The organism is Oligosphaera ethanolica, from assembly GCF_030814695.1.
Lineage (GTDB): Bacteria > Verrucomicrobiota > Lentisphaeria > Oligosphaerales > Oligosphaeraceae > Oligosphaera > Oligosphaera ethanolica.
Genome location: NZ_JAUSVL010000001.1, coordinates 3,814,169 through 3,829,944 on the forward strand (window position 1 = coordinate 3,814,169; position 15,776 = coordinate 3,829,944).

The window sequence follows — 15,776 nt, forward strand, 5'->3', positions numbered from 1 at the left end:
AAGGATCAGCTCTTTGGTGCAACAAGAAGAAAATGGGCGGCTCGAGGCCGTTTTACTGGGGCCGTAGCTCAGTTGGTAGAGCGCCTGCTTTGCAAGCAGGATGCCGCGGGTTCGAGTCCCACCGGCTCCACCAGCTTTACTGGCGGTGTACCCGGAGACGCGTTCTCCAGGCCAGCCGGACCGGAACAATGTGGGCGCGTAGCTCAGTTGGTTAGAGCGCGTCTCTGATAAGGACGAAGTCCCTGGTTCGAGTCCAGGCGCGCCCACCATATTTTCCGCTGAGGCGACACGGTGAAGACCCGCGAGGGTCCCAGCCGGTTGCGACAGTGTTGCTCTTTGAAAATCTGCAGTAGTGAAGAATCAGAAGAAGAAGAATGTTGAACCGCGCGTTCCACCCTGTCCATGTCGGGCCGGGGGATCAAGGAACGCGCAATGGAACCGGACAGTGTCCGACCGCTGAAACACTTTGGCGGCCAAGCTGTTCGGGCGCATGATGAATGCCTTGGCGACGGCAGGCGATGAAGGACGCGGCAAGCCGCGATAGTCCACGCAGAGGCGCAGGCAGCCTGTGAAGCGTGGGTTTCCGAATGGAGCAATCCGGTATCCGTCATGGGATATCATCTGTACATGAATACATAGTGTGCAGAGGCGACACCCGGGGAAGTGAAACATCTCAGTACCCGGAGGAAAAGAAATCAAATGAGATTCCGCAAGTAGTGGCGAGCGAACGCGGACGAGCCCAAACCACGGAGCGTGCTCTGTGGGGTTGCGGGACCCGGTCATGATGACCAGCCGATTAGCACAAGCCTTTGGAAAGAGGCGCCGCAGAGGGTGACAGCCCCGTGTGCGAAAATCCGCTGGAAGTCTACGGGTATCCCAAGTAGGACGGGACACGTGAAACCCTGTCTGAATCTGGGGGGCCCACCCTCCAAGGCTCAATACTAGCCGTCGACCGATAGTGAACCAGTACCGTGAGGGAAAGGTGAAAAGAACCCCGTCTAGGGGAGTGAAATAGACCCTGCAATCATGCGCCTCCAAACTGCGGGAGCCCTTTCGGGGGTGACCGCATGCCTTTTGCATAATGAGCCTGCGAGTTGTCGCGTCACGGCGAGGTTAAGCCGTTGGCGGAGCCGAAGCGAAAGCGAGTATGAACAGTGCGTTCAGTCGTGCGCGGCAGACCCGAAGCTAGGTGATCTATCCATGGCCAGGCTGAACCTCCGGTAACACGGAGTGGAGGGCCGAACTAGTTGGTGTTGAAAAACCTTTGGATGAGCTGTGGATAGGGGTGAAAGGCCAATCAAACCTAGTGATAGCTGGTTCTCTCCGAAATAGCTTTAGGGCTAGCCCCGTTCCATTACCATGCGGGGGTAGAGCGACCGAATGGCAGATGACCCCTACCGGGGTACTGACGCCAATCGAACTCCGAATACCGCATGGCGTACAACGGGAGTCAGACTGCGGGGGCTAAGCTCCGTAGTCGAAAGGGAAACAGCCCAGACCGCCGACTAAGGCCCCTAATCGCGCGCTGAGTGGATTGAAGGATGTGGGGTCGCACAGACAGCCAGGATGTTGGCTTAGAGGCAGCCATCATTTGAAGACCGCGTAATAGCCCACTGGCCGAGTGACCTTGCGCCGAAAATGATCGGGACTGAAGTGCGCAGCCGACGTCGCGGAGACGTTTCTTGTAAACGATCTGGTAGGAGAGCGCCGTATGGGGAGTGAAGGGTGTCCGTAAGGAAGCCTGGACCGCATACGGGAGACCATGCAGGCATGAGTAACGACAAGGCGGGTGTGAATCCCGCCCACCGTAAATCCAAGGTTTCCTGGGCCAGGTTCGTCCTCCCAGGGTCAGTCGGTTCCTAAGGCGAGGCCGAAAGGCGTAGCCGATGGGTGTCAGGCGAATATTCCTGAACCCGCGTGCCCGGTCAATGGGGTGACGCGGAAGGCAGAGCGGGCTTCCGATTGGAAGTGGAAGTCCAAGCGAGCAGGGTCGCGGTTGTTAAATGCACCGCATAGACCTGAGACGTGATGGGGAGCCAGCCAGCAATGGCCGGCGAAGCCGCTTGCGCCATGCCGCCAAGAAAAGCCTCTAGACGCTAACGGCACGCGGACCGTACCGCAAACCGACACAGGTGGATGGGTCGAATAGACCAAGGTGCGCGAGAGAAACCACGTTAAGGAACTCGGCAAAATAGTCCCGTAACTTCGGGAAAAGGGACGCTCCCGACGGTGAGGAAAGCAATTTGCTTGCTGTTGGGAGCCGCAGTGAAAAGGCCCAGGCGACTGTTTAGCAAAAACACAGCACTCTGCTAACTCGCAAGAGGATGTATAGGGTGTGACACGTGACCAATGCCGAAAGGTCAAACGGATGGGTCAGCCGCAAGGCGAAGCTCTGAAGTGAAGCCCCGGTGAATGTCGGCCGTAACTATAACGGTCCTAAGGTAGCGAAATTCCTTGTCGGGCAAGTTCCGACCTGCACGAATCGTGTAACGATCTGGGCGCTGTCTCAACGTGGATCTCGGTGAAGTTGTAGTTCCGGTGAAAATGCCGGATACCTGCGGAAGGACGGAAAGACCCCATGAACCTTCACTGTTGCCTGACATTGGCAATCGGTCACTCATGTGCAGCATAGGTGGGAGGCTGTGAGACGGCGGCGTCAGCCGCCGTGGAGCCATCGGTGAGATACCACCCTTGTGTGTCTGGTTGTCTAACCACGAACCCGTGAATCCGGGCGTGGGACCGTGTCAGGCGGTCAGTTTGACTGGGGCGGTTTCCTCCCAAAATGTAACGGAGGAGCTCGAAGGCCGGCTCAGCGCGGTTGGCAACCGTGCGTTGAGTGTAAGGGCATAAGCCGGCTTGACTGCGAGACCGACGGGTCGAGCAGCTGCGAAAGCAGGACCTAGTGATCCAGCGGTGGAATGTGGCATCGCCGTTGCTCATCGGACAAAAGGTACTCTGGGGATAACAGGCTGATCGCGCCCAAGCGTCCACAGCGACGGCGCGGTTTGGCACCTCGATGTCGGCTCATCACATCCTGGGGCTGAAGCAGGTCCCAAGGGTTCGGCTGTTCGCCGATTAAAGTGTTACGCGAGCTGGGTTCAGAACGTCGTGAGACAGTTCGGTCCTTATCCTCCGCAGGCGTAGGATGATTGACGGGAGCGCTCCTTAGTACGAGAGGACCGGGAGCGGGTGGCCTCTGGTGTTCCGGTTGTCCGGCCAACGGGCATTGCCGGGTAGCCACGCCACGAAGGGATAAGCGCTGAAAGCATCTAAGCGCCAAGCCCCCCCGAAGACGAGTCATCCCAGTGCGCAAGCACTCTTAAGGCCCCCGGAAGACGACCGGGTTGACAGGCTGGAGGCGCAAGACCCGCGAGGGTTTTACCTGACCAGTTCTGATAGGCCGTGAGGCTTGGCCGCCTTTCCCCCCGGCACCCCGCCCCTCAACAGGCGGAGTCCCGGCGGGAAAACAACAAGGCGAATCGGATACCACCGCTCGAACGGCGGACGGTTCCAGACAACATGAGGCTTCTTCAACCTCCACAACTACTGCAGGTTTTCTTCCATCTTGGACTGGTGGCTTTGGCGGGGATGTCACACCCGTTCCCATCTCGAACACGGCCGTTAAGCTCCCCAGTGGCGATGATACTACGCTCAAGAGCGTGGGAAAGTAGCGCGCTGCCAGTCCTTTTTTTAAGCCCGGGGCCCGTTGGTAAAATACACCGACGGGCCCCGGGCTTTTTTTTGCCTCACGGCAATGCCGTGAGGCTACCGAGGGTGTTTTTTCCTCACGCGAAGGCGCGAAGGCGCGAAGAAGACAAAGAAAAATGGCGGCCTGTCTTGCCGCTGCGCGGCAATTCACGCCGCCGATAAAAAGGCGCGAAGGCTGGCAGGGGGCTTTTTTTTCCTCACGCGAAGGCGCGAAGGCGCGAAGAAGACAAAGAAAAATGGCGGCCTGTCTTGCCGCTGCGCGGCAATTCACGCCGCCGATAAAAAGGCGCGAAGGCTGGCAGGGGGGCAGGGCGTTCAGTGCCTCGCGGCAATGCCGTGAGGCTACCGAGGGTATTTTTTCCTCACGCGAAGGCGCGAAGGCGCGAAGAAGACAAAGAAAAATGGCGGCCTGTCTTGCCGCTGCGCGGCAATTCACGCCGCCGATAAAAAGGCGCGAAGGCTGGCGGGGGGGCAGGGCGTTCAGTGCCTCACGGCATTGCCGTGAGGCTACCGAGGGTATTTTTTCCTCACGCGAAGGCGCGAAGGCGCGGTTTGCTCGGGCCTTATTTTTTGAGCCAGCTGGTGAAGCGGTCTATGCTGAGGCAGTGGATGTCTGGGTGTTGTTCGGCCTGGGCGCATTCGGTGGGGGTGCCGTAGCCCCACGGTGCGAAGTAGAGTTGGACATTTTGCAGGGCGGGATTGTGGTGAACAGCGAGGAGGGTGTCCAAGCGGTCTTCGACGAAGTGGACGCGGACGTCGTTTTCCTTCAAGAGATCTGCCAGCAGGACTTCTTTTTTGACTTTGCGGTCGAGTCCCCAGATCAAATTGGTAGGGAAGGGCAGGTGTTGACTGTTGAAGATTGCGGCGACGAAGCGTTCCTGTTTGGTGGTGAGGATATAGAGGCGCTTATTTTGGCGCAGCGCGGCTCGCAGGGCGTCGATGACGCCGGGATAGAAGCTATGGCGGTCGAGCCAGGCGGGGAGGTCCGTGCGGATCCATTCGTCGCGGACTGCGCCAAAGAGGGTGATGAGATCATCCTTGTTCTTGCCAAGTTCACGGAGTGCCTGATCAACGTGCTGGTGAAGGTCATCGCGGAAGGCGTTAATGGGGGCTTTTTCTACGAGCATGCGGATCATGACGATGGCCTGGTAGCCAATTTCCAAGTAAGGCCTGACGGTGCGGAATTGTTCGACGATATCGTCGGGGGCGTCGCTGCCTGGCATGGCCAGAGTAGGCCAGAGTTGGCTGGCGGCGCGCCAGGCGCTGACTGCGGTTTCATCGGCGCTGTTGCAGATGACGCCATCGAAATCCAAAGCGAAGAGGTCATTCATGATGGTCGGTATATCCTGTTGCGAGTGGAGCCTGGGAGAGAAGGGGGTAGGGAATGCGAATGGCAGTGGCAAGACGCTGCTCTGCGAGCGGGGTGAGACGGTTACCGGGGTGGGATGGGGAGAAGAGGGCAGGGGGGCGGTGGGAGAACAGCCGCGCGCTGGCATTGTTCTCAGTCCTGCGCGCTGTCTTCCTGCAAGATTTTCAACAGCGCTTGTGAAGCGGCCTGGCGTTCGGCGCTGCGGTGGCTGCTGCCGCTGCCTTGGCCCATTTCGACGTTGTTGATGCTGACACTGACGACGAAGTTCGGGTCGTGAACCGGGCCATCGCAGGATAGCACGCTGTATTTGGGCTTGCACTTGAAGCGGTCTTGGCTTAGCTCCTGCAGAGTGCCCTTGGGGTTGTCCTTTGCCAGGAGCAGGCGTTTGCTGTCGGCCACTGGCGGGAGCAGTCGCAGGCAAAGGGTGCGAGCAGCGTCCATGCCACCATCGAGATAGACGGCGGCGAGGAAGGCCTCAAAGAGGTCACCAAGAATGGACTGCCGTTCTCGGCCACCGGTCTGGTCCTCGCCTTTGCCGAGGAGAATGGCCTCTTGCAGCCCGAGTTTCTTGGCATAGGAGGCAGTGGCCGACTCATTGGCCAAAGTCGCACGCAGGCGGGTTAAGGGGCCTTCCTTGTCATCCGGCAGTGATGCGAAGAGCAGGTCGGAGAGAATAAGTTGGAGGACGGAGTCGCCAAGGAATTCCAGTCGTTGGTTGTCAGGTGGCGATGGAGTTTGTTCGGCAGCAAAAGATGGGTGGGTCAAAGCCTGGGTCAGTAGGTTCAAGTCCTTGAAGTGATAGTCGCATCGTGTCTGCAGTTGCTCTTGAATGTCAGTTGAAACAGTAAGGGTCATATTGTTTTTTGCCGTATCTACGTTATCTTAATACGCTTGTTTTTTCCCACACAGTGATTTAATCCCGCAACCTGTGATACTATGATGGAGGTTTCCGTATGTACGAGGCAGCTGATCTGCGTAAAGGGCTGAAGATCGAAGTTGATGGCGAGCCATATATTGTCACCGAGTTTGATTTTTGCAAGCCGGGAAAAGGTCAGGCCCTTTATCGCTGCAAGCTAAAAAGCATGCTGAGCGGCGGCACTATGGACCGTACCTTTCGCTCCGTGGACAAGATTGGCAAGCCGGATCTTGAGGAGAAAGAGCTTCTTTACTCCTACGACGAAGGGGACTTCTACGTCTTCCAGGACCCCGAGACCAACGACGAAGTCCGCATCGACGCCAAGGTGATCGGCGACAATAAATATTTTTTGGATGACAACATGGAGTGCTCCATTCTTTTCTACCGTGAGCGCCCGATTGAAATCACCCTGCCTTTCTTTGTCGAGAAGAAGATTGCTGATACGGAGCCTGGTGCCCGTGGCGACACCGCCACGAACGTGACCAAGCCCGCTCGCATTGAGAATGGCTATGAAATTCAGGTGCCGCTCTTCGTCAACTTGGGCGACACCGTGCGCATTGACACGCGGACCGGTCAGTACGCGGACCGCGTCAGCAAGGCCTGAGCTAGAAGTATCGGGTCCATATAGCACTTACAGGCACTGGCTTTACTGGCCGGTGCCTGTTTTTTTTGTGTAGGGGAGGCCCAAAGCGGAGCGGCAGCCGCGTTCACGGGAAAACCGGCGCCGGCAATAAGCCGCGACAACGCATGACGCGTTATCCGTCGTACCGGCTGCCAAGCACGGCTATGGGTGTGCGGGTGGGGCGACGGCGTTCCTCTCCGTCGCCAGGCGGGCCAGAATGCCATCGGTGAGATCGTCAAGCTGGCGAATGATGGCTGATTGCAAACCGGCATTGGACTGAGCCAGCTGGTAGAGATGGGCAATGCGGCGGAGCACAGAGTCAAGACGCTGGCTGCCGGCATCATCTCCCGAGCACAAGTCGGCAGCGGGCAAGGGCAGGGGAGAGATATCCCGCCGGACCGTAAACAGATGGTCGTAGTCGCCAGCGATAAAAGCTTGCAGTTTCTCGTGGTGAGAGGACGAGTAATGACTCGTTTCGCCAGTCTCCCACTTTCGCACTGTCGACCAGTGCACGGAGAGAAGCTTGCCCAAACGCTCAAAAGATAAATTCAGATCGTAGCGCTTCTGCCGCAGCCGCTGCCTGGTTGGTGCTGAAAGTGGATAGCGATGCCGTGATCTCAGCGGCGGCGGCTCATTGTTATTTTCCTCTGCCATCCGGTTCCTCCTATGCGCTGTCCTGCGAGGTGCCTGATACCGGATAACAGTATAGTGATTGAAGACATTGTCAAACAGTCATAATACATTCATATATAATAACTTATATTCCTATTGTTGGCGTTTTTTATGGTAAAAAAAGCTTGTTTTCATAGAGTATATTGTGTTAGCAGCATGATTAATCTTTACTTATATGATTTATGTTAAGACTTAAATTCTGCTGCGGGTAAGCAAACAGAAAACCTTGCGCTCTGGCCCGGCCTCTTTGTTGCGGTTTTGCTGCGACAATTCGCCATGGCGCTACAACGAAGCAAAAGCTAATTCTTTCTTTATTTATTTGTAATGAATTGATTTTCAGCATAATAAGATAATATATTTTTGTGTTTTGCCTCCTTTTCTCTACTAATTCTTAAGAGAAAGACTCAAAAAAAGCGCGCTAGAGTTAACAAAAAGCTTGATTTTGTCATCTGCAAATCTATATTAGTATTGTTTCAAGGCTGGTTATAGTATTACGTTTTGCCCTCAGCAGGATAATCCCCCCTTCCCTCCTCCCTCTCTTCCCAATCCTGCTGAGGGCTTTATTGGAGAACAGCGGCAACGCATAATTGATACATTTTTTGGTCCCTAGCAGGATAATCCCCCCTCCTCCCTCTCTTCCCAATCCTGCTAGGGGCCTTTTTGTATCTTGGGCTTGTGGGTATTTCGGTGCAGGTTGGCGGTGGTGGGGGGCCGGTTAGTGGACAAGGGGAGTGGCCACCGATTATCCGCTATTGCTTGCTGCGCGAGCAACTATTCTGACAGTTTTCCAGTACTGTCATGGTGTGCAGCCGGTTAGACAGGGAGTGTTTAGCGGTTGTGAAGACCGCTGCGGACAGGGATGCCGGCTTTGGCGAGTTCGGCTTTGATGCCGTGGCAGCTGAAGATGCTGGAGTGGACCATTGAGGCGACGAGTGCGGCGTCGGCGTGTCCGTCCTGAAAAGCGCTGATGATGTGAGCGACGGTGCCGGCGCCGCCGGAGGCGATGAGTGGCACGCTGACGGCGTCCGCGATCTTGCGGGTGATTTCGAGCTCATAGCCTTGCTGGACGCCATCGGTATCGATAGCATTGAGGCAGATTTCGCCGGCGCCGAGTTCGGTGGCTTTTATCGCCCACTGCACAGCGTCGAGTCCCATGGGTGTTCTGCCGCCGTTGATGACGACTTCGTAGCCGGAGGGGAATTGGGTTGAGGCGCCGACGCGTTTGGCGTCCAGTCCGAGGACGATGCATTGGCGTCCGAAGGCCTTGGCGCCTTCTGTGAGGATGGCTGGGTTGAGCACGGCGAGGGAGTTGAGGGAGACCTTGTCGGCGCCGGCGAGGATGGCGGCGCGCATGTCGGCGACATTGCGGAGGCCGCCACCGACGGTGAAGGGCACGAAGATGCGCTTGGCGGCTTCGGTGACCATGGCGATATCGGTCGGGCGTTTTTCCGCGGACGCGGTGATGTCGTAGAAGACCAGTTCGTCAACGCCGTCACGGCAGTATTTTTCAGCGAGGGTGACGGGGTCACCGACGTCGACATTGCCGGCGAAGCGGACGCCCTTGGTGACTTTGCCACTGCGGACATCGAGGCAGACGATGAGTCTTTTCAGCAGCATGAGGTAGTGTCCCAGGTCGTGAAATTTTGGAGGATACGCAAGCCGGCGTCGCCGCTGCGTTCGGGGTGGAATTGGGTGCCAAAGACGCTGCCGCGGCCGGTGATGGCGCAGAAACTGAAATCGGCGTAGTCGCTGATGCCGAGGGTGTGTTCCGGCGAGTCTGGTTTTGCGTAGTAGGAATGGACGAAGTAGAAGGCTTCGTGCTGGCCGATACCTGCGAGCAAGGGGTGTTGCTGGGGCAGGGCGACGGTATTCCAGCCCATGTGGGGTACTTTGACGCGCTGGCTGGCGGGGAAGTGGAAGAGTTTGACGCTGCCGGGGATGATGTCGAGGCACTGCACGCCGTCGTCTTCTTCGCTGCTGGCGAAGAGCATTTGCATGCCCAAGCAGATGGCCAGGACTGGCGTGCGGCGTGCGGCGGCGTCTTTGAGGAGGGTGTGAAAACCGCGCTGGGCCAGGCCGTCCACGCCGCTGCGGGCTGAGCCGACGCCAGGGAAGACAATGCGATCGGCGGCGCGGGCGTCGTCGGCATTATCAACGATGATGGCATTGGCGCCGATGCGTTCGAAGGCGAGGCGGACGCTGGTGAGGTTGCCGGCGCCGTAATCAAGAATGGCAATCATGGGTGGCCTTGGCTTGGTCGTGAGTAAAGTTGCGGTGCGGCCGGAAATGCGTTGGCGCTACATGCCGCCAGGGGGATGTAGCGGTGTCGTGCGGCGACCGCAGACGGGCGCGTAATGTAACGTGAAGAGGTATCGGGTGCAAATGTTTCCAGGTATGGAAATCGGGGGGGGAAATCGGTCAGCCATTGATACTGGCGGTTTCAAGGGACGCCTGGGACCGTGGGGACCAGTTGGCGGCGGCGCGCACTGGGGCGAGGACTCACGGACTCATGAGGCATGATCTCATGGATTGGACCGTGGGGGCGAATTGGACCGTGGGGATTGACTCCCGACGCCTTGGACTGATTGGGGACTGATTCGACTCCTGGGAGCGCCGCCGTCCCGGCGGCATGTGAGCGCTGAAAACAAAAGACTACAGGAAAGGCCAGTATCAATGGGTGAGGCATTACGGGGGGGGCATCGGTCAGCGCTGGGGTGTACACTCCTATGAAACCCGCTGCCGCAAAGGACGGCGGAAATCAAGGTCGGATGGTTGGGCGGCGGCGGGCCGTGGGTTTCCTGCAACTTGTCCCCGGTGTTTTCCCCACCGGGGTGTTTACTCCTATGAAACCCGCTGCCGCAAAGGACGGCGGAAATCAAGGTCGGATGGTTGGGCGGCGGCGGGCCGTGGGTTTCCTGCAACTTGTCCCCGGTGTTTTCCCCACCGGGGTGGTTACTCCTATGAAACACGCTGCCGCAAAGGTCGGCGGAAATCAAGGTCGGATGGCTGGGCGGCGACTGGCCGTGGGTTTCCTGCAAATTGTCCCCGGTGTTTTCCCCACCGGGGTGGTTACTCCTATGAAACACGCTGCCGCAAAGGTCGGCGGAAATCAAGGTCGGATGGTTGGGCGGCGGCGGGCCGTGGGTTTCCTGCAAATTGTCCCAGCGAAGCGCCGGGGTGTACACTGACCGATTACGGGGCAATTGTAGCCGGATCGACGCACGAGTTGACTGCTTAGGGTAGCGGCCTATATTATGGCAATTAGTGAAATAACAAAACTGCTAGTGTTGGTATTCTGAATGGAGCTGGCATTGGCGTGGATTGGGGCCGAAAAGAGGCTTGGCCATATGGTGCTGGGGTTAGGGTTTATGACGGCATTGGGGTATGACTTTGGGAGTATAAGCGATGAATACGCTAGTTGACGCGCTGGGGTATTTTGGTTTCATTTTTTTGGAACTGGTCCTGCTGTTTTTAGTCATCAGCACCGGGATAGCGTTGCTGTTGCAGTACATTCCCAAGGCGAGGATAGGTGCCTGTTTGTCGGGTCGTGGCGCATATGTCATGGGGGCTGTTTTGGGCAGCGTGACCCCATTCTGCGCCTGTTCGACGGTGCCTTTGACCCTGGGGCTGCTAAATGCCGGGGTGGCGATTGGCCCGATACTGACCTTTGTGCTGGTTTCGCCACTGCTCAACCCGATCATAGTCGGGATGGTCTGGACCATGATGGGCTGGCGTGCGTGCGCGGTGTACTTCGGGGTGTGTTTTTTTGCGGCCATGGTGGGCGGCTGGCTGATGAGTGTGCTGCGGGCAGAACGCTACGTACGCAAGCCGGCCGACCATGCCACGTCCTGCTGTGGCGATGAGGGGGAGAATGCTCCGGCGGCGGCGCGTTTTTGGGGCAAGGTGAAGAGGGCGGGGGGATCGGCCTACAGCGATTTGCAGGGTGTGTTGATCTACTTGATCATTGGCACGGCGATTGGTGCGTTCATCTACGGCTATGTGCCGCAGGATTGGGTTGTTTCAGTTGCTGGGAAGGGCAATCACTTCGCGATACCGTTGGCGGCGCTGATTGGTGTTCCTTTGTACATTCGGGCGGAGAGTGCCATTCCCATTGGTTTGGCGCTGGCGCAAAAGGGCATGAGTTTGGGCGCGGTCATTGCCCTCGTCATTGGCGGTGCTGGCATGGCCATCCCGGAGATGTCCATGTTGCTGAGCATTTTCAAAGGGCGGGTGGTCGCGGCGATAGTGGCGCTGGTTTTTTTGACCGCGGTGATCGGCGGATATTGTTTTGATGGGTTCTTGGGCTAGGAGGCAGAATGAACGTGAAAGTGAAAGTTGAAGCGGGGGTCTGTGGCTTTCAGTCGCAAATAACTGCGCAAAGCGACGATCAGCAGATGGTGACTCTGAAATTGGCGTCTGGTTGCGAAAAGATTCGCGGTCTGGCGGCAGGGCTTGCCGAACTGGGACCGCTGGATGTCTATGCGGAAGTATTTGACGGCAAGGACAGCCTGCTGGGCCTATGTCGGCAGCAGTTGACGACTTGTTGTGCGGGTTGCGCTGTGCCGGTGGCGTTGTACAAGGCCATGCAGGTCGCCGCGAATCTGGCTTTGCCGGCGACAGTGACCATCAGCATGAGCGAGTTGTAATGACGACATGGACGCCAGGACACGATTTCATCTCGTTGGAATTGCGACATTGAAAAACCAACAAAGGACAGGCCGATGAGCGACAAGAAGATCAAGATTCTCTTTCTTTGTACGGGCAACAGCTGCCGGAGTCAGATGGCGGAAGGGTGGGCGCGCGCGTTGAAGCGTGCGACTATCGAGCCCTATTCAGCCGGGATTGAAAAGCACGGCATGAATCCCTACGCCATGAAAGTGATGGGCGAGGCCGGGGTGGACATCTCTGGTCAGCATTCCAAGTTGCTGGCTGAGCTGGCTGGAGTGGTTTTTGACGTCGTGGTGACGGTCTGCGGCCATGCCAATGAGCAGTGCCCATGGTTTCCGGGCAAGACCAAGGTGGTGCATGTCGGGTTTGAAGATCCGCCGGCCCTGGCCAAGGCGTGCCGGACCGAAGAGGAAAAGCTCGCAGTGTACCGCCGGGTGCGGGATGAGATCAGGGCTTTTGTGGAAAGCCTGCCCGAGGCCCTGGCGGAACTTTGAGTGCGGGACACTGGGCGGCGCAGTACGGTGCGGCAGCGACGACAGCGGCGTAAGGCCGTGGCAGGCTGATGAATGACGGCGGCGATGTGACGACTTACAGACACAACAACAGAAAGACGACATTGCGTATGAGCAAAAGTAACGCGGGCATAAGTTTTTTTGAGAAGTATTTGACGGTGTGGGTGGCGCTGTGCATGCTTGCGGGCGTCTTGATCGGGCAGTTTTTGCCGGGCATACCGGCGTTTCTCGGTCGTTTTGAGTATTACCAGGTGTCGGTGCCGGTTGCGGTGTTGATTTGGTTGATGATCTACCCCATGATGATGAAGGTGGATTTTGAGAGCGTGCGCAACGTCGGCAAGAATCCCAAAGGGCTGTTTGTGACCTGGGTGGTGAATTGGCTGATCAAGCCCTTTAGCATGTATGGGATTGCGGCGCTGTTTTTTTACGTGATTTTCAAGCGCTGGATAGCGCCGGACTTGGCGCGGGACTACCTGGCCGGCGCGGTACTGCTGGGTGCGGCGCCCTGCACGGCGATGGTTTTCGTCTGGAGTCACCTGACCAAGGGCAATCCGGCCTACACGGTGGTGCAGGTGGCCACCAACGACCTGATCATCTTGGTCGCGTTCATTCCGATCGTCAAATTTTTGCTAGGCCTGTCGGACGTGTCGGTGCCATGGAGCACGCTGGTACTGTCCGTGCTGCTGTTCGTGGTCATACCGCTGGCTGGTGGTGTGCTGACGCGGGTGGGGATCGTCCGGAAAAAAGGCCTGGATTATTTTCAGAACACGTTTTTGCCGAAGTTTAACCACATCACTATAGGCGGCTTACTGTTGACGCTGGTGATCATCTTCTCGTTTCAGGGTCAGGTAATCATCAACAACCCGCTGCACATTGTGTTGATTGCCGTGCCGCTGATTTTGCAGACCTTTCTGATTTTCTTTATCGCCTATGGTTCATGCAGCTGCTTGAAACTGTCCCATGACATTGCCGCGCCGGCGGGCATGATTGGCGCGTCGAACTTTTTTGAGTTGTCGGTAGCGGTGGCGATAGCGGTTTTCGGTACGGCTTCGCCGGTGGCGCTGGCGACCATCGTGGGCGTCTTGGTGGAAGTGCCGGTGATGCTGATCCTGGTGCGCTTCTCCAACCGGACCACGGGGTGGTTTCCACGTAAGCCGTGAGGGAGACTGGTCGCTACGCAGGCAGGTGCCGTGTGTCGGTGGGCGGTACCCGACTTGGGCGGCAGCTTTGTCCAAGTGAAGATAAAATCATGGGTAATGTGCGAAATCTTGTGATAAAAAGAGAGACTTGACACAGTAGTTCTGAAGCCTTTCTCAGCGCCTACGGGGCAAATTCATGCATAAACACCTGATAAGGAGTTTATTGTAAAGAAGCCTTTCGCAAAAGAAGAGTTTCGGTCACATTGGCGCCAGTACAAGTGTTCATCACAAGATTTCGCACATTAACTAATCATGTCGTTAGGCAACATTTCTTTCTCAAAAAGGCTATAAGGAGCTGTTCGATAATAACCTTTACGACTATACCCACGCCCGCTGAAGGCGTCCATCCTCGCGAAAGCAGCCTGCAAGGGTGCGATAGTGCAAGCAAGAAAGGTGAGTTCCATTGCCCCTTTGGCCCCAGTCAGCTGCGCCGACTGGGACCAAAGGGGCCGAGGAACACGGCCTTAGTAGACGCTTTACCCAGGGCGGCGCACGCTTTCAGCGTGCTTGCCCTGGGCTAATATGTATCGCGCTTTCAGCGCGTCTGCCGCTTTGCGGCGTGGGAAATATTGACCGGTGGCAAGGCTTTTCGGCAAAGAGCGTTTGCGTTGAAAAGTGTAAACGTAATTAATGAACGACTCCTAAGGGATTCGCTGGTGGGTCATGCGGTATATTGTTGGCTGTGAATAAAGCATGTGCAGAGCATGCAAGTCATGGCATAGAAAGCCGGCGAAGAGATTTTACACGCGCTATAACGGGAATGAGTATGAAAACGACGAAATGGCGAGCAGGGGGGGCTTTTTGGGGAGTAGTCTTTTTGTATCTAGCAGCCGTGATGTGCGCAACGGGCGCTGACGAGCGGCCTATTGGCATGAGCTTGTCGGAGGCTATTGAGCTGGCGCTGAAGCACAACCCCGAGTTGTCGGCGCAGGGCCATGATCTTGGCGTGGCCGAAGCGCGTTACGACGCGGCGTTGGGGCGGCGCCTGCCGGGGGTGGATGTCGTTGGCACGGCCATGTACTACCAGTATGACCAACGTTTACTGCCGGCGACAGCGAACGGCGAGGCAGGGGCCTTTAGCGACAAGATGCTGTCCAGCGACATTGTTTTTTCGCTCCCCATTTACACGGGCGGGCGGTTGCAGCGGGAGCAGTCAGCCGCCCGCTTGCTGCGGGCATCGGCGGAACGGCAGTTGGCGCGTAGTCGCAGTGAGTTGATCTACAACGTCAGCAGCGTGTATTACGGCATCTTAGCCCAGCGGCGGGTGATTGCGTCGCTGGAGTTTTCTCGCGAGGCTTTGCGCGAGCACAGCAAGCGGGTCCAGGAGATGATTTCGGTGCAGAAAGCCGCTGGGGTGGATCGCTTGCGCATGGACGTTCGCGTTGCGGACTTGGAGCAGCGGATGGTCTGGGAAAAGAATGTCTTGGCGGTGCAATGTCGGGTGCTGGCCAATCTGCTGGGCCTGCCTGCTGGCAGTCCCCGACGCACGCCCATGGGCGAGCTGCCAGAGCTGCCAATGGCAAGTGCCGCGGAGCTGCCGGCGTTGGCGGTGGTGCTCGCCAATCGCAGTGACTACCAGGCGGCGCAGGCGGCGATAGCGGCGCAACGGGAAGCTGTGGCGGCAGCTTCGGCGGGGCATTTGCCCACGGTGACCGTGCAGGGCAGTTATGGCCGTCGCCTTGCCGTTGAGTCGTCGGATCGCCGCAGTGGCCTGGATAGCACGACGGACATGGGCTGGGGCGGCGTGGTTTTCAATGTGCCGGTGTTTGCTGGCGGGCAAGTGTCCGCTCGCGTGCGTGAGGAACGCGCGCGGTTGGCCGCTGCGGAAGAACGTTTGCGCAAATTGGCGTTGCAGATTGAGCTGGAGTTGGAAACCGCCAGCCTGAATATCCAGTCTGCGCGCGAGCGCCTGGAGGCTTTGGCGAAGACCAGTGAACAGGCGCAGGAAAGTCTGCGCATCGAGCGTGAAAAATACGAATTGGGCAAGGGGTCCATTACGGACGTACTGGATGCTCAAACGGCGTTGTTGGATACTGAGACCGCGATGAGCCGGGCGTTGGCGGACTACCACACGGCCCGGGCACAATTGGCCTTGGCGAAGGGAGAATGA

Annotated in this window: 12 protein-coding genes, 2 tRNA genes and 2 rRNA genes; 10 read left to right on the top strand and 6 right to left on the bottom strand. The window is 57.5% G+C overall.

Annotation, left to right across the window (positions count from 1 at the left end; genetic code table 11):
* Positions 1–57 precede the first annotated feature (57 nt).
* The 4 genes from J3R75_RS13185 (at position 58) to rrf (ending at position 3,684) form a co-directional block, all read left to right on the top strand.
* A tRNA-Ala gene (locus J3R75_RS13185) sits at positions 58–133 on the top strand.
* A 59-nt stretch (positions 134–192) separates the two neighbouring features.
* Positions 193–269: transfer RNA gene (locus J3R75_RS13190), tRNA-Ile, on the top strand.
* Between the two features lie 202 nt (positions 270–471).
* Positions 472–3,417 (top strand): 23S ribosomal RNA (locus tag J3R75_RS13195).
* Positions 3,418–3,569: 152 nt separating this feature from the next.
* Positions 3,570–3,684 (top strand): 5S ribosomal RNA (gene rrf / locus J3R75_RS13200).
* Positions 3,685–4,271: 587 nt separating this feature from the next.
* Here rrf and J3R75_RS13205 read toward each other — a convergent pair.
* Together J3R75_RS13205 and rnc are read right to left on the bottom strand one after the other, a co-directional pair.
* On the bottom strand, positions 4,272–5,039 hold the full coding sequence (locus tag J3R75_RS13205; RefSeq protein WP_307262263.1) for an HAD family hydrolase: 768 nt from the start codon (positions 5,037–5,039) through the stop codon (positions 4,272–4,274).
* A gap of 170 nt (positions 5,040–5,209) precedes the next feature.
* A complete protein-coding gene (gene rnc / locus J3R75_RS13210; RefSeq protein ID WP_307262266.1) occupies positions 5,210–5,932 on the bottom strand; it encodes a ribonuclease III in 723 nt (240 codons plus the stop codon).
* A gap of 98 nt (positions 5,933–6,030) precedes the next feature.
* On the opposite strand from rnc, the gene efp reads away from it, so the two are divergent.
* A complete protein-coding gene (efp, locus tag J3R75_RS13215) occupies positions 6,031–6,597 on the top strand; it encodes an elongation factor P (RefSeq protein WP_307262267.1) in 567 nt (188 codons plus the stop codon).
* Positions 6,598–6,777: 180 nt separating this feature from the next.
* Here the strand turns inward: efp and J3R75_RS13220 are convergent, their stop codons facing one another.
* From J3R75_RS13220 to J3R75_RS13235, 4 genes are all read right to left on the bottom strand, one after another.
* On the bottom strand, positions 6,778–7,269 hold the full coding sequence (locus J3R75_RS13220) for a helix-turn-helix domain-containing protein (protein ID WP_307262271.1): 492 nt from the start codon (positions 7,267–7,269) through the stop codon (positions 6,778–6,780).
* Positions 7,270–8,115: 846 nt separating this feature from the next.
* Entirely contained in the window at positions 8,116–8,904 is a 789-nt protein-coding gene (gene hisF, locus J3R75_RS13225; RefSeq protein WP_307262273.1) for an imidazole glycerol phosphate synthase subunit HisF, read from the bottom strand.
* Positions 8,895–9,527, bottom strand: a complete 633-nt coding sequence (gene hisH / locus J3R75_RS13230) for an imidazole glycerol phosphate synthase subunit HisH (RefSeq protein WP_307262275.1) — start codon at positions 9,525–9,527, stop codon at positions 8,895–8,897. The genes hisF and hisH overlap by 10 nt, the downstream gene beginning before the upstream one ends.
* Before the next feature lie 282 nt (positions 9,528–9,809).
* Positions 9,810–10,472: a hypothetical protein gene (locus J3R75_RS13235; RefSeq protein WP_307262277.1), complete on the bottom strand. Its 663-nt coding sequence runs from the start codon at positions 10,470–10,472 to the stop codon at positions 9,810–9,812.
* Positions 10,473–10,692: 220 nt separating this feature from the next.
* On the opposite strand from J3R75_RS13235, the gene J3R75_RS13240 reads away from it, so the two are divergent.
* The 5 genes from J3R75_RS13240 to J3R75_RS13260 all read left to right on the top strand — a co-directional run bounded on the left by J3R75_RS13240 (position 10,693) and on the right by J3R75_RS13260 (position 15,776).
* Positions 10,693–11,595, top strand: a complete 903-nt coding sequence (locus tag J3R75_RS13240) for a permease (RefSeq protein ID WP_307262280.1) — start codon at positions 10,693–10,695, stop codon at positions 11,593–11,595.
* 14 nt (positions 11,596–11,609) lie between these two features.
* Positions 11,610–11,933 (top strand): DUF6951 family protein, encoded by a 324-nt coding sequence (locus tag J3R75_RS13245; protein WP_307262281.1) that lies wholly within the window; start codon positions 11,610–11,612, stop codon positions 11,931–11,933.
* Positions 11,934–12,008: 75 nt separating this feature from the next.
* Positions 12,009–12,449, top strand: coding sequence for an arsenate reductase ArsC (locus J3R75_RS13250; protein WP_307262284.1), 441 nt, complete (start codon positions 12,009–12,011; stop codon positions 12,447–12,449).
* Between the two features lie 128 nt (positions 12,450–12,577).
* Entirely contained in the window at positions 12,578–13,627 is a 1,050-nt protein-coding gene (gene arsB, locus J3R75_RS13255) for an ACR3 family arsenite efflux transporter (RefSeq protein ID WP_307262287.1), read from the top strand.
* 805 nt (positions 13,628–14,432) lie between these two features.
* Entirely contained in the window at positions 14,433–15,776 is a 1,344-nt protein-coding gene (locus tag J3R75_RS13260; RefSeq protein ID WP_307262289.1) for a TolC family protein, read from the top strand.

Bases quoted from the DNA above. Each gene is read 5' to 3' on its own strand.
- J3R75_RS13205 (WP_307262263.1), bottom strand. From the start codon at position 5,039: ATGAATGACCTCTTCGCTTTGGATTTCGATGGCGTCATCTGCAACAGC.
- rnc (WP_307262266.1), bottom strand. From the start codon at position 5,932: ATGACCCTTACTGTTTCAACTGACATTCAAGAGCAACTGCAGACACGA.
- efp (WP_307262267.1), top strand. From the start codon at position 6,031: ATGTACGAGGCAGCTGATCTGCGTAAAGGGCTGAAGATCGAAGTTGAT.
- J3R75_RS13220 (WP_307262271.1), bottom strand. From the start codon at position 7,269: ATGGCAGAGGAAAATAACAATGAGCCGCCGCCGCTGAGATCACGGCAT.
- hisF (WP_307262273.1), bottom strand. From the start codon at position 8,904: ATGCTGCTGAAAAGACTCATCGTCTGCCTCGATGTCCGCAGTGGCAAA.
- hisH (WP_307262275.1), bottom strand. From the start codon at position 9,527: ATGATTGCCATTCTTGATTACGGCGCCGGCAACCTCACCAGCGTCCGC.
- J3R75_RS13240 (WP_307262280.1), top strand. From the start codon at position 10,693: ATGAATACGCTAGTTGACGCGCTGGGGTATTTTGGTTTCATTTTTTTG.
- J3R75_RS13250 (WP_307262284.1), top strand. From the start codon at position 12,009: ATGAGCGACAAGAAGATCAAGATTCTCTTTCTTTGTACGGGCAACAGC.
- arsB (WP_307262287.1), top strand. From the start codon at position 12,578: ATGAGCAAAAGTAACGCGGGCATAAGTTTTTTTGAGAAGTATTTGACG.
- J3R75_RS13260 (WP_307262289.1), top strand. From the start codon at position 14,433: ATGAAAACGACGAAATGGCGAGCAGGGGGGGCTTTTTGGGGAGTAGTC.